Genomic DNA, 15898 nt, shown 5'->3' with positions numbered 1-15898 from the left:
GGAATTCAACCAGACAATCATCGTCGATGCCCCCGGCGGGGTGACGCGTGCCGACGTCGGCACCGTGCTGCAGGCGCTGGTGGACCGACATGCCATGTTGCGCCTGCACGCGGTAGAGGGCGGGGCCGGCGGTTGGTCACTGCACGTACCGGTTCCGGGGTCGGTCGACGCCGACGCGTGCGTCGACGCGGTCGACGAACTGTCTGAGGAAGCGGTGAGAGCGGCGCGGTCGCGGCTGGACCCCGCCACAGGTCGGATGCTCAGCGCGCTTTGGGTGCCCGCCACCGGCCGGCTGGCGGTGATCATCCACCATCTGGCCGTCGACGCGGTGTCATGGCGCATCCTTCTCGAGGACCTGAACATCGCTTGGGCGCAACACCGCAAGGGGCAGCCGGTCAACCTGCCGATGGCAGGAACGTCGTTCCGGCGGTGGGCTTCGTTGTTGGCGGAGCGTGCCAACGACCCCGCGGTACTGCGCCAGGCGGACGCGTGGCGGCATGTCGCCGTAGCGCCGCCCGCACTCCCCGCGCCGCAGCCCGACATCGACACCTACGCCGGTGCCGGCCAGCTGTCCGCGGCGCTGGACACCGACACCACCCGCGTTCTGCTCGGCGACGTACCCGCCGCCTTCCACGCCGGTATTGGGGACATCCTGCTGATCGCATATGCGATCGCTTGGTCGCGGTTCCTCGACACCGGCGGCGAACCCGTGGGCATCGACGTCGAGGGCCACGGCCGGTACGACGATCTCGCGCCGGATCTCGACTTGTCGCGCACAGTGGGGTGGTTCACGCTCAAACACCCCGTCGCCCTGGCTATTCCAGAGTTGGACTGGACCAAGACCGTCGCCGGCGACGCGATGCTGGGCGCCGTGGTGAAAGACGCCAAGGAACAACTTCGCAGCCTGCCCGAGGGGTTGTCATACGGACTGCTGCGTTACCTCAACGACGAGATCGAGCTGCCGGCGACCGACCCGTCGATCGGGTTCAACTATCTGGGCCGCCTCGGCGGCGCAGAGCCCAAAGGGCTGGGCGAACTGTGGACGGTCAGCAGAGATGACTTGTCGCTCGTCGACATCGCCGCGGCCATCCCCATGCCGCTGGCCCACTCCGTCGAGCTGAACGCCGCGGCCGTCGACACCGACACCGGACCGCAGCTGCAGGCGAAATGGGCATGGGCTCCGTCATCCGTCAACCAGGCCGACGTCACCCGCCTCAGCGACCTGTTCTTCGGCGCACTCAGCGGCATCTGCGCCTACGTCCGGAAGGGCGGCGGCGGGCTGAGCCCTTCGGACATCACGCCCGCCAGGCTCAACCAACACCAAATCGACCGGCTCGAGACGCAATTCCGCCCCGCGGACATCCTCCCGCTGACCCCGATGCAGCAGGGCCTCCTCTTCCACGCCAGCACCGCACAGGGCAGCGGTGACGACCTGTACGCAATGCAACTCGACATCACGATCACCGGTCCGCTGGGCCGCGATCGCCTGGAAGCGGCGGTCCACGCCGTGGCCGCACGCCATCCGCACCTGGTCGCTAGATTCTGCGGAGAGTACGACCCACCGGTGCAGATCATCCCCGCCGATGCGCGACCGGCCTGGCAGTATCTCGACCTGGCAGGCAAGGACGCCGACGAGCGGGTCGCGCGGGTTTGCGGCGACGAACGCGCCGCGGTCTGCCGTCTCAGCGACGCACCGGCGTTTCGTGCGGCGCTGATTCGCATCGCCGAGGATCGGCATCGCTGCGTACTGACCTTCCACCACATCGTGATCGACGGCTGGTCGCTGCCTATCCTCGCGCAAGAGTTGTTCGCGAGCTACTTCGGGCAGCGGTTGTCGGCCGCCGGATCGTTCCGCCGGTACGTCACCTGGATGTCAGAGCGTGACGTCGACTCGGCGCGGGCGGCCTGGGGCGAAGTCCTCGCCGGATTCGACACGCCGACCATGGTCGCCCCGCCCGGCCGGCCCGGGCGCCGGGGGGTTGAGTCGCATCGGTTGTACGAGCACGTCAGTCGCGCCGTCGAGGTGTTGGCGCGCTCAGAGCACACCACCGTCAACACCGTGCTTCAGGCCGCTTGGGGGCATCTGTTGACGTGGTTGACCGGCCGGCGGGACGTCGCGTTCGGCACTGCGGTGTCCGGCCGTCCGGCCGACCTCGCGGACGCGGAGTCGATGGTCGGGCTGCTGATCAACACGGTGCCCGTCCGGGCGACCTTCACGCCGGACACCACGACGTCCGATGTGCTGAAACAACTTCGGACAGCCCATGCCCACACCCTTGAGCACCAGCATCTTTCGCTTGCCGAGATCCACCGGATCACCGGGCTGGACCAGTTGTTCGACACGCTCTTCGTCTACGAGAACTACCCGGTCGACACGGCGAATTTGCTCGACTTCGACGGGCTGGCCGTCACCGAGTTCAGCACCCGCGAGCGCAACGACTATCCGCTGACGCTGCAGGCCATGCCGGGGCGCGAACTCGCGCTTCGGTTCGAGTATGACACCGAGGTGTTCGACCCGGCCGGAGTACGCACGCTGATCGGGCGTCTGCAGGAGGTGCTGGTCGCGATGACCGCCGACCCGGCGCGGCAGCTCGTGTCGATCGACCTGCTCGACGCCGACGAGCATGCCCGCTTGGACCAGATGGGCAACCGCGCGGTGCTGACGCAACCGGCGGCGACGCCGTCGTCGATTCCGGCCGTGTTTGCTGCCCAGGTGACTCGCACCCCCGATGCGATCGCGGTGAACTGTGGCGAGTCTGCGTGGTCGTACCGGGAACTCGACGAGGCGTCCAATCGGCTGGCCCACCTGCTTGCCGAACACGGTGCTCGCCCGGGTCAGTCTGTGGCGCTGCTGTTTTCGCGCTGCCCCGAGGCCATCCTTGCGATCCTCGCGGTGCTGAAGTCCGGTGCGGCGTATCTGCCGATCGACCCCGCCCACCCCTCCACCCGGATCAAGTTCATGATCGCGGACGCCACGCCGGTCGCAGCAGTCACCACCGCCGCTCTGGCGCACCGATTCGATGAGTGCGACATCGAGGTCATCGACGCCGCCGACCCGCGCGTCGACACCCAGCCCAGCACCGCGCCGCCCGCACCCCGTCCGGACGACATCGCGCACGTCATCTACACCTCCGGGACCACCGGTGTGCCGAAAGGTGTTGCAGTCACTCAGTACAACGTCGTGCAACTGTTCGACCGACTCGACACCGGCCTGGAGTTGACACCGGCACAGGTGTGGACGCAGTTCCACTCCTATGCGTTCGACTTCTCGGTGTGGGAGATTTGGGGCGCACTGCTGCATGGTGGGCGACTCGTCATCGTGCCCGAGACCGTGGCCCATGCGCCGGAAGACTTCCACGCACTGTTGCGGTACGAACATGTCAGCGTGCTTACCCAGACACCCTCTGCCGTGAGGGGAATCACGCCCGAAGGCCTGGGCTCCACCGCGTTGGTCATCGGCGCTGAGGCTTGCCCCGCCGAGTTGGTGGACCGGTGGGCGCCGGGTCGGGTGATGCTCAACGTCTATGGCCCCACCGAAACCACGATGTGGCTCTCCAAGAGCGCGCCTCTGACGCCGGGTTCGGGTGCGCCGCCGATCGGCTCACCTGTCACAGGAGCGGCGTTGTTTGTCCTCGACGGGTGGTTGCGGCCGGTGCTTCCCGGTGTGGTCGGGGAGTTGTACGTCGCGGGCAGCGGTGTGGGCGTGGGGTATTGGCGTCGAGCGGGGTTGACCGCGTCGCGGTTCGTGGCGTGTCCGTTCGCCGGCGGGGGGCAGCGGATGTATCGCACCGGGGATCTGGTGTGTTGGCGTCCAGACGGCCAGTTGCAGTATTTCGGGCGCGCCGATGAGCAGGTCAAGATCCGCGGCTATCGCATCGAACTGGGCGAGGTGCAGGCGGCGTTGGCCGGGCTGGCCGGGGTGCAGCAATCGGTGGTGATCGCGCGCGAGGACCGCCCCGGAGACAAGCGGCTGGTGGGCTATGTGACGGGCGCGGTGGATGCGGCGGCGGTGCGTGCGGCGTTGGCCGACCGGCTACCGCCCTACATGGTGCCGGCGGCGGTGGTGGTGCTCAACGGGTTGCCGGTCACGGTCAACGGCAAGCTCGACACCGCCGCGTTGCCGGCCCCCGAATATGTCGACGCCGATCGGTATCGCGCTCCAGCCAGCCACATCGAGGAGATGCTGGCCGGTATCTATGCCCGTGTGCTCGGGCTGCCACGCGTGGGTGTCGACGACTCCTTCTTCGACCTCGGCGGCGACTCGGTGTCGGCGATGCGGGTCGTCGCCGCGATCAATGCGGGCTTGGACGCCGACCTCCCGGTACGCGCGTTGTTCGATGCGCCGACGATCGGTGGGCTGGCGCCACGCCTGAGCCGCTGCGCGGGTGGTCGTCCGCCGTTGGTCGCTGGTGAGCGACCCGCTGTCGTTCCGCTGTCGTTCGCCCAGAGCCGGCTGTGGGTGATCGACCAATTGCACGGCCCCTCGCCGGTTTATCACATGGTGGTGGCTTTGCGGCTGCGCGGTCACCTCGATGGCGACGCACTACGCGCGGCACTGGGTGACGTGGTGGACCGCCACGAAAGCCTGCGCACGCTGTTCGTGGCGCCCGACGGCACCGCGCAACAGCTGGTCCTTGCCGCCGGGTGCGCCGATGTGGGCTGGCAGGTCGTCGAGGCCCGCGGATGGTCGGAAGACAGGCTGATGGCGGCCATCGGCGCCGCGGCGGCTCAGCCGTTCGACCTGTCTACGCATATCCCACTGCGTGCCGGCGTCTTTCGTATCGGCGACAACGACCATGTGTTGGTCGGCGTGGTGCACCACATCGCCGCCGACGGCTGGTCGTTGGGCCCGCTGGTACGCGACCTGGGCGTTGCCTACGAGGCACGCCGACACGGAGATGCTCCCGGGTGGGCGCCGCTGCCCGTGCAATACGTCGACTACACGATGTGGCAGCGTGCGCGATTCGGTGACCTTGACGACAGCGACAGTCCGATCGCCGCGCAACTGGAGCACTGGCAGCAGGCGTTGGCGGGCCTGCCCGAGCGCCTGCAGTTGCCAACGGACCGACCCTATCCAGCGCTCGCCGATCAGCGCGGCGCCGTCATGACGGTGCATTGGCCCGCGGAGTTGCAGCAACGGGTGCGCGAAACGGCCGCGGAGTACAACGCGACCACTTTCATGGTGATGCAGGCCGGATTGGCGGTGCTGTTGTCGCGGCTGAGCGCGAGCCCCGATGTGGCGGTGGGCTTCCCGATTGCGGGACGCAGTGATCCCGCTTTAGACGAGCTGATCGGCTTCTTCGTCAACACGTTGGTGTTGCGGGTCGATTTGACCGGCGACCCCAGCTTCGCCGAACTGCTCGACCAGGTGCGGCGGCGCAGTCTGGCGGCGTTCGACCACCAGGAGGTGCCGTTCGAGTTGCTGGTAGAGCGGCTCAACCCGATGCGGTCACTAGCGCACCACCCGCTGGTTCAGGTGTTGTTGGCCTGGCAGAACCTGCCCGGCCTCGGCGGTGATCACGCGGCCGCCTTGACGCTGGGCGACCTGGACGTCATGCAGCTACCCGTCGAAACCCACACTGCCAGAATGGATCTGACGTTCTCGCTGTCGGAGCACTTCACTGATTCCGGTCTGCCGGACGGCATTCGGGGAGCGGTCGAGTTCCGCACCGACATCTTCGATGCGACCAGCATCCAGGCGCTCGTCGGCCGCTTCGAGCGGGTGTTGACGACGATGACCGCCGATCCCCACCGCCGCGTCTCCGCGGTGGACCTCCTCGAGCCCTCCGAGCACTACCGACTGGCAGAGCTGGGTAATCGACCGGTGCTGAACGCAGCCGCACCGCCGTCGCGGTCGGTCCCGGAGTTGTTCTCCGAACATGTGAGGCGTCACCCAAACGCGGTGGCGGTCCGTGGCGCGGACCGCACGCTGACCTACCGCGACCTCGACGACGCGTCGAATCGGTTGGCGTACCTGCTCAGCGAGCGCGGAGTCGAACCCGGCTCGCGTGTCGCGCTGCTGTTCGAGCGATGCTGCGAAGCGATCGTCGCCATGGTGGCGGTGCTCAAAGCCGGGGCGGCGTACCTGCCGATCGATCCGGCGCTGCCGTCCGCGCGCCGGGAGTTCCTACTGGCCGACGCCGAGCCGATCGCGCTCCTGACCACGGCCACGCTTGCCGAACTGTTGACGGGAAGCGACGTCGCGGTGGTCGACGTCGACGACCCCGCCGTCACCGAATACCCGTGCGCACCGCTGCCGTCGCCTGCGGTCGATGACATCGCCTACCTGATCTACACGTCGGGCACGACCGGCGCCCCCAAAGGTGTGGCGATCACCCACCAGAACCTGGCTCATCTGGCCGAGTCGATGCCCACGGCCCTACCCACCCAGCAGGTCTGGACACAGTGTCACTCGTACGGCTTCGACTTCTCGGTGTGGGAAGTCTGGGCGGCGCTGCTCGGCGGCGGACGACTGGTGATCGTCCCCGAAGCGGTCACCGCTTCGCCCGACGACTTCCACGAGCTGTTGGTGCGTGAACGGGTCAACGTGCTGACCCAAACCCCCTCCGCTGTTGCCGCATTGAATCCGTTGGGGCTCGAAGAGGTGGCAGTGCTGCTCGGCGGTGAGGTGTGTCCCGCCGAGGTGGTCGATCGGTGGGCACCGGGCCGGGTGGTGATCAACGCCTACGGGCCGACCGAGGCCACGGTCTATGTGACGATGAGCCGTGCGCTGGGTGCCGGGTCGGGGGCCGCGCCGATCGGTGCGCCGGTCCCGACCGCGGCGTTGTTCGTGCTCGACGAGTGGCTGCGGCCGGTGCCGGCGGGCGTCGTCGGCGAGTTGTACGTGGCAGGCCGAGGCGTGGCAATGGGTTACCTCGGCCGGGCCGGGCTCACTGCGGGACGGTTCCTGGCCTGCCCGTTCGGCCGGCCCGGCATACGCATGTACCGCACCGGGGATCTGGTGTGCTGGCGCGCCGACGGTCAACTGCAATATCTCGGTCGCGCCGACGAGCAGGTGAAGATCCGCGGATTCCGCGTCGAACTCGGTGAAATCCAAAGCGCGCTGGCCGAAGTCGACGGCGTCGAACAGGCAGCGGTCGTCGTCCGCGAGGACCGCCCCGGCGACAAGCGTCTGGTCGGCTACACCACCGGCACCGCCATCCCCGCCGCGGCGCGCACCGCGCTAGCCGAGCGGTTGCCTGCCTACATGGTGCCTGCCGCGGTGGTTGCGGTCGATTCGATCCCGTTGACTGTCAACGGAAAACTCGACACTCGCGCCCTGCCCGCGCCCGACTACCAGAGCGCGCCGCAGTACCGCGCCCCGGCCGATGCGGTCGAGGAGGTGCTGGCCGGCATCTACGCGCAGGTGCTCGGGTTGGAGCGGGTAGGTGTCGACGACTCGTTCTTCGATCTGGGCGGCGACAGCATTCTGTCGATGCAAGTGGTGGCCCGCGCCCGGGCCGCGGGGCTTCGATGTCGGCCGCGTGATGTCTTCGTCGAGCAGACGGTGGCGCGGCTCGCCCGGGCCGCCGATGCCGCGGGCGGCGCGGCCGCCACGGTCGATGACGGCACCGGACCCGTGCAGCCCACCCCGATCATGGCCTGGCTCCGCGAGGTCGACGGCCCGGTCGATCAGTTCAACCAGACGATGGTGTTGCAGGCGCCCGCGGGAGTCACCGACGCCGACGTCGTCATGCTGTTGCAGGCGCTGTTGGACCGGCACGCCATGCTGCGGTTGCACGTCGCCGAAGACGGCCAGATGATCGTTCCCGCGCCGGGGTCGGTGAAGTCCATGGACTGTCTGCACATGACCGACGAACTGACCGAATCTGCGATGAACAACCTTCGTGCGCAACTGAACCCAGCCGCGGGCAGGATGCTGGCGGCGCTGTGGGTGCCGTCCACCGGACAACTGGCAGTGAGCATTCACCACCTCGGAGTCGACGCGGTTTCGTGGCCGATTCTCATCGAAGACATCAACATCGCGTGGGCTCAACACCACAACGGCCAAGCCATCGCGCTGGCGCCGACCGGCACCTCGTTCCGGCAGTGGGCCGCCCGGCTGGCCGACCATGCCCAGGATGCAGCGACGCTGGCCCACGTGGAGGCCTGGCGGCAGATCACCGCGACCGATCCCACGCTGCCCGCTCCCGCACCCGAGGTCGACACCTACGCTGACGCCGGGCATCTGTCTCTGTCGCTGGACGTCGCCAGCACTCGCGCGTTGCTCGCTAAGGCGCCTGCCGCGTTCCACGCGGGCATCTCCGACATCCTGTTGATCGCGTACGCGCTGGCGTGCGCCGAATTCGTCGGCAGCGCAGCGTCGGTCGGCATCGACGTCGAGGGCCACGGCCGCCACGAATACCTCGCCCAGGATGTCGACCTGTCCCGCACGGTGGGATGGTTCACCACGAAACATCCCGTCGCGCTGACAGTGCGGAAGCTGAACTGGCAGGACGTGACCGCCGGAGACGCAACACTGGGAGCGGTGGTCAAAGACCTCAAGGAGCAACTGCGCACCCACCCAGATCCGCTCACTTACGGGTTACTGCGTTACCTCAACCCCGAGGTGGACCTGGCCGGCCCCGACCCGTCGCTCGGGTTCAACTACCTCGGTCGCCTCGGTGCTGGCGCTGCGCAGCTGTCCGAGGAGATGTGGAGTGTCAGCCACGGCGGCTTGACACTGGCTGAAGCTGCCGCAGCCGTACCCATGCCGTTGGCCCACACCCTCGAACTCAACGCCGCAGCCGTCGAAACCGCCGATGGTCCTACTCTGCGGGCCAACTGGACGTTCGCGCGCTCAGCGCTGGACCACACCGAAGCCGGCAGGTTCGGCATGCTGTTCTTCCAGGCGTTGCGCGGCATCTGCGCTCATGCCGCGAGTGGCGGCGGTGGGCTCACGCCTTCCGACATCGCCCCCGCCCGGCTCAGCCAAAACCAGATCGACGAGCTGGAGGCGCACGAACGCATCGCCGACATCCTGCCGCTGACGCCACTGCAACAGGGGCTGCTCTTCCACGCCAGCACCACGACAAACGCGGCCGACGACGTCTACGCGATGCAGCTCGACATCGCGATATCCGGCCCACTCGACCGCGACCGGCTCCGCGACGCGGTGCATAACGTCGCCATCCGCCACCCCAACCTCGCCGCGCGATTCTGCGGGCAATTCGACGAACCGGTGCAGATCATCCCGGCCGACCCGGCACCGGCCTGGCGGTACATCGACCTCACCCACAACGGCCGAAACCCCGGTGATCACGTCGAGGAGGTCCGCACCGAGGAACGCGCCGCGGTCTGCGACCTCACCCGGCCGCCGGCCTTCCGAGCGGCGTTGATCCGCGTCGCGCCGGACAGGCACCGGTTCGTGCTCACCAATCACCACATCGTGCTCGACGGCTGGTCGTTGCCGGTCCTCATGCAGGAGCTCTTCGCCGCCTACTACGGGCAGCGGTTGCCCGCGGCGACGCCGTACCGGAACTTCGTCGCGTGGCTGGCCGAACAGGACATCGACGCGGCTCGTGCCGCCTGGCGCGAAGTGCTGGCCGGTTTCGACACACCCACCCTGGTCGGTTCACCGGGCCGACTGACGCCGGGGCCGCGGGGCACCGCCTCGATCTCACTGCCGGCACGAAACACCCACGCCCTCAACAATTTCGCGCGCGCGCAACGCACCACGGTCAACATCGTACTGCAGGCCGCCTGGGCGCAGGTGCTGATGTCGGCGACCGGCCACCACGACGTCGTGTTCGGCGCCGCGGTTTCCGGGCGACCCACCGAAGTGGTCGGGGCCGAAACGATGGTCGGGCTGTTGATCAACACGGTGCCGGTGCGCGCGGACGCCAACGCAGCGACCACCGTCGGCGACCTGCTCACCCAACTACAACGGGCCCACGTCGACACCCTCGAGCACCACCATCTAGCGCTCAACGAGATTCACAAAGTCACCGGCTGCGACCAGTTGTTCGACACCCTGTTCGTATACGAGAACTACCCCGTCGACACCAGCGCCCTGGCAGACGTGACCGAGTTGGCGATCACCGAGATCGTCGGCACCGAGTCCACGCATTATCCTCTGATGCTGCAGGCACGGTCGGCCGAGGAGTTGCGGTTGCGCATCGAGTTCGACGCCGATTTGTTCGACAGGACCCGAGTCGACGCGCTCATGCGACGCCTGCAGTGGGTGCTCGAGGAGATGACCGCCGATCCCACCCAAAGGCTGTCGTCGATGGATGCACTCGATGCCGCCGAACACGCCCAGCTCGACCGGTTCGGTAACCGCGAGGTGTTGCATCAGCCTGCGACGCTCGCGTCGATTCCGGCTCTGTGGGTCGCGCAGGTCGCGCGCACACCTGATGCGGTCGCCCTGAGTGACGAAACGCGCTCGTGGACCTACGACGAGCTCGACGATGCGTCGAACCGGTTCGCGCGCTTGCTGATTGAGCATGGTGCCGGACCGGGGCAGTGTGTGGCACTCCTGCTGGAGAGGTCGGCCGAAGCGATCGTGTCGATACTCGCGACGCTCAAGGCCGGTGCGGCCTACCTGCCGATCGACCCCGCGCTACCGCCGAACCGAATCAGGTTCATGATTGAAGACGCCACGCCGATCGCCACGGTGACGTCTGCCGGACTGGTCGATCGGCTCGGCGGGTCGGGGTCGCCCACCATCGATGTGCACGACCCCGCGATCGACGCGCAACCGAGCGAGGCGCTAACACCGCCGGCACCCGACGATCTGGCCTACATCATCTATACCTCCGGCACCACTGGCGTGCCCAAAGGTGTTGCTATCTCACACCGTAACGTCACGCAGCACCTTGATTCACTGGACCTCGGCCTGCCGCTGACGGCGGTCTGGACGCAATGGCATTCGCTGGCCTTCGACGTCTCGGTGTGGGAGATCTGGGGCGCCCTGCTGCGCGGCGGCCGGCTGGTCGTGGTCCCCGACCTGGTGGCGGCGTCATCGGAAGACCTGCGCGAGTTGCTGCTGGCCGAAGACGTGGGCGTGCTCAGCCAAACCCCCTCGGCGGCCGCAATGCTCTCGCCCGAGGGACTGGAGTCGACCGCGTTGGTGGTCGCCGGGGAGGCCTGCCCAGTGGAGCTGGTCGAGCGCTGGGCGCAGAACGCGGTGCTAATCAACGCATACGGGCCCACCGAAACGACGGTGTACGCGACGATCAGCGCGCCGTTGACGGCGGGGCCGGGTCCGGTGCCGATCGGCGCCCCGGTCGCAGGCGCAGCGTTGTTCGTGCTCGACGGGTGGCTGCGGCCGACGGCCGCCGGCGTGGTCGGCGAACTGTACGTAGCCGGCCGCGGCGTGGGAGAGGGGTACTGGCGGCGGTCCGGGCTCACGGCCGCGCGGTTCGTCGCCTGTCCGTTCGGTGGGCCGGGCGCCCGGATGTACCGCACCGGAGACCTGGTGCGGTGGGGCGACGACGGGCAACTTCAGTACCTGGGCCGCGCCGACGAGCAGGTCAAGATCCGCGGCTACCGCATCGAACTCGGTGAGGTACGCACCGCCCTGGTCGAATTGGACGGCGTCGAGCAGGCGGCGGTGATCGCTCGCGAGGACCACTGCGGCGACAAACGCCTCGTGGGCTACGTGGTCGGGACAGCAGACTCGTCCGACATTCGCGACCAGCTGGTCACAAGGCTGCCGGCGTACACGATTCCGGCGGCCGTGGTCGTGTTGGACGTTCTGCCGCTGACGGTCAACGGCAAGCTCGACACCCGCGCCCTGCCGGCCCCTGAGTACGGCGGTGAGCGTTATCGGGCCCCGGGCAATGCGGTCGAGGAGATCGTGGCCGACATCTACGCCGAGGTGCTCAATGTCGGGCGGGTCGGCGTCGACGACTCCTTCTTCGACCTCGGCGGCGATTCGTTGTCAGCGATGCGGGCCGTGGCGGCGATCAACACCGCATTCGATTCCGGGCTCTCCGTGCGTGCCCTGTTCGACGTACCCACGGTCGCGCAACTGGCGCCTCGGGTGAGCGAGGCGGTCGGCCGGCGCGCACCGTTGGTGTCCGCCGAACGGCCCGCGGAGGTCCCGCTCTCCTTCGCGCAGAGCAGGCTGTGGATCCTCGACCAATTGCACGGTCCCTCACCGGTTTACAACATGGCGGTGGTGCTGGAGCTGTCCGGGCGCCTGGATGCCGATGCGTTGGGCCTGGCACTGCACGACGTTGTCGCTCGCCACGAGACGCTGCGCACATTGTTCCTGGCGACCGACGGGGTGCCCTACCAGCTGGTGGTACCACCCGAGCGCGCCGACTACGGCTGGCACGTCGTCGACGCCCGCAACTGGTCGGCGACCACGCTGCAAGAGGCCGTCGAGCGCACAGTGCGTCACTCCTTCGATCTGGCCAGCGAAATGCCGTTCAGGGCAACGCTGTTCCGTGTCTCAGACCAGGAACACATTTTTGCTGCGGCGGTGCACCACATCGCCGCCGACGCCTCGTCGGTGAGCCCGCTGATGCGCGACCTCGGTGTGGCGTACGCCAGACGGTGCAGCGAACAGCCGCTCGACTGGCCGTCCTTGCCGGTCCAGTACGCCGACTACACGCTCTGGCAGCGCAGCGAATTCGGTGATGTCGATGCCGCCGACAGCCCGATCGCCGGGCAACTTGCGTACTGGAGGGATGCCCTGGCGGGATTGCCGGAACGGCTGCAACTCCCCACCGACCGGCCCTATCCACCGGTGGCCGATCAGGGCGGAGCCAGCGTGGCCGTGAACTGGCCGGCCGATTTGCAGAATCTGGTCCGCGAGGTGGCGCGCGAACACAACGGGACCAGCTTCATGGTGCTTCAGTCCGCTCTCGCGGTGCTATTGGCCAAGATCACCGCCAACAACGATGTCGCCGTGGGATTCCCGATCGTCGGTAGGGTCGACCGTGCGCTCGACGATCTGGTCGGATTCTTCGTCAACACGCTGGTTCTGCGGGTCGACCTCGGCGGTGATCCGACGCTGGCCGAAGTGCTGGACCAGGTGCGTAGGCGTAGCCTGTCCGCCTACGAAAACCAGGACGTGCCATTCGAATTACTCGTGGACCGGCTCAATTCGTCCCGCAGCCTGACCCATCATCCGCTGGTGCAGGTGATGCTTGCCTGGCAGAACGTGCTGGGTGAACACGGCAACGCCGCCGGGCTCAGCCTCGGTGATGTGCAAGTCACCCAGAGGCCGGTGGACATCCGCACCGCCCGAATGGATCTGGTGTTCCACCTGGCCGAGAACTGGACCGACACCGGCGAGCCCGGGGGGATACGCGGCGAGGTCGAGTTCCGCACCGACATATTCGACGTGGCGACCATCGAAACCCTGATCCGGCGGCTGGAGCGGGTCCTGGTGGCCATGACGGCCGACCCGCAGCAGCGGATGTCGTCCATCGGCTTGCTCGACACCGGCGAGCAAGCGTTGCTGGACGAGGTCGGCAATCGCGCGGTGTTGGCGCGAGGAGCCTATCCCGAGGTGTCGATCCCGGCGTTGTTCGCCGCGCAGGTGGCGCGCACCCCCGAGGCGCAGGCGCTGAGCTGCGGCGGTCGGTCGATGACGTACCGACGACTGGACGACGACTCGAATCGGCTGGCACACAAGCTGATCAGCATGGGTGCGCGGACCGGCGAGTCGGTAGCGCTGCTATTGGAGCGTTCCGCCGAGGCGGTCGTGGCCATTCTCGCGGTACTCAAGACGGGTGCGGCCTACCTGCCGATCGATCCCGCGCATCCCGACGCGCGCCTCGAGTTCATGCTCGCAGACGCCGCACCGGTCGCCTCGATCACCCGGGCCGGGCTGGCCGCACGGCTGGGCGGCCGCAACATGCCGGTCGTCGATGTCGCCGGGCCCTGCATCGACGTCCATCCCTGTTCCGCGCTGCCGCTGCCCGCCGCCGACGACCTTGCCTACGTCATCTACACCTCCGGAACCACCGGACTTCCCAAAGGGGTGGCCGTCGCCCACCGCACGGTGACCCAGTTGGTGCAGGCAACCGACGACGGCCTGCCACCGGCGGGGGTGTGGACACAGTGGCATTCGCTCGCCTTCGACGTGTCGGTGTGGGAGATATTCGGTGCTCTCCTGCGTGGCGGTCGACTGGTGGTCGTCCCCGAGGAGGTGGCATCGTCGCCACGGGACTTCCACGCGCTGCTGATCGACGAAAAGGTCAGCGTGTTGAACCAGACACCGTCGGCCGCAGGCTTGCTCTCCCCCGACGGCCTCGACGGAGTGGCGTTGGTGGTGGCAGGGGAGGCCTGTCCAGCCAACCTCGTCGATCGGTGGGCGGATGGTCGGCTGATGGTGAACGGCTACGGCCCCACGGAGACGTGGTACACGTCATTCAGCGCGCCGCTAAGGGCGGGATCGCACGAGGTACCCATCGGTGCACCGATTTCGGGAGCGGCATTCTTCGTCCTCGACAGCTGGCTGCGGCCGGTGCTTCCGGGCGTGGTCGGCGAGCTGTATGTGGCCGGTGATGGGCTGGCCTACGGATATGTGAACCGTGCCGGATTGACCGCCTCACGATTCGTGGCCTGTCCGTTCGCCGACGCGGAAGCATCGGGACGACGGATGTACCGCACCGGTGATGTCGTCCGGTGGGGCGCCGACGGGCAACTGCGCTACCTCGGGCGCGCCGACGAACAGGTCAAGATCCGCGGCCACCGCATCGAACCAGGTGAGATCGAGGCGGCGCTCGCCGAGGTCGTCGGCGTGGAGCAGGTTGCGGTGGTTGCACGCGACGACCGCCTCGTCGGCTATGTGACCGAATGTTCCTCGGCTACAATCGATCCCGCACACGTCCGACGCGTACTCGCCGAGCGCTTGCCAAGCTACATGGTGCCGGCTGCCATCGTGGTCGTCGACGCGTTGCCGCTAACCGTTAACGGCAAACTTGACGTCCGCGCCCTACCTCCGCCCGAATACCAGGGGGCCAAGGCCTACCGGGCGCCGGAAACGGCCACCGAGATGGTCATCGGTGACATCTACGCCCGGATCCTGGGCCTCGAGCGGGTTGGCGTTGACGACTCGTTCTTCGACCTCGGCGGCGACTCGCTGGGCGCGATCCGCGTTGTCGCAGCGATCAATTCCGAGCTAGACACTGACCTGGCGGTGCGCACGATGTTCCACGCACCGTCGGTCCGTGGCCTGAGCCGGCAACTGGGGACTCTGGACAGCGTTGCGGAGGTCGTGCCCGTCGAGGTACTCAAAGATGGTGTGGGCGTGCCGCTGTGCTGCATTCACGGAGGATTCGGACTCAGCTGGGTATATCGGATCCTCGCCGATCATCTGGACTGCCCGATAATGGGTATCAACCAGGCCGCGCCTGAAGGCGAAACGGTGCCCCGAACCATTTCCGAAATGGCGGCACGTTATGCCGACAGAATTCAGGCCCTCCAATCCAACGGTCGCTACAAGCTCCTTGGCTGGTCACTCGGCGGTGTGGTGGCCCAGGCCGTGGCCGTCGAACTGCAGCGCCGCGGATGTGTCGTTCAGAGCCTGGTCCTGTTGGACGACGCGTTCAGCGCGAACCGAGTGATGGTGACGGAGCAAGCCTCCGAACCGGGTGACATCCTGCGAAAGATCCTGCAACTGAACGGTATCGACGTCCCGTACCGAGAGGAACCGCTGACCTCCGCCGAGGCGGTGCAATCGGTTTATCGGCATTTCGAGGGGGCCGAGCTCGTACTCCCGTCGAAAGAGTTGCTGCAGTTCATGGTCCAGTGTCTCAGCGAAAATCAGCGGTACTTACAGGATCACGTTCCCGAGGTATTCGACGGCGACATGGTCGTCTTCTCTGCGAGCCACGACGACGTGACATGCCCAGTCCGGACCTGGCAGCCCTACGTCACGGGTGACGTCACGACATACGCTGTCGACTGCTCACACCTTGAGATGCTGACGAGCGAG

General features: G+C 67.5%; 1 pseudogene (only partly in view). It reads left to right on the top strand.

The window, feature by feature from the left end:
* Positions 1-15898, top strand: a pseudogene (locus CEX88_RS17530) (non-ribosomal peptide synthase/polyketide synthase); its annotated part reaches 14051 nt to the left of the window's first position; the annotation flags it as partial.

Source organism: Mycobacterium neumannii (genome assembly GCF_002245615.1).
Lineage (GTDB): Bacteria > Actinomycetota > Actinomycetes > Mycobacteriales > Mycobacteriaceae > Mycobacterium > Mycobacterium neumannii_A.
Note: the sequence above shows the minus strand (reverse complement) of the source record. Positions and strands in the feature narration are given on the sequence as shown.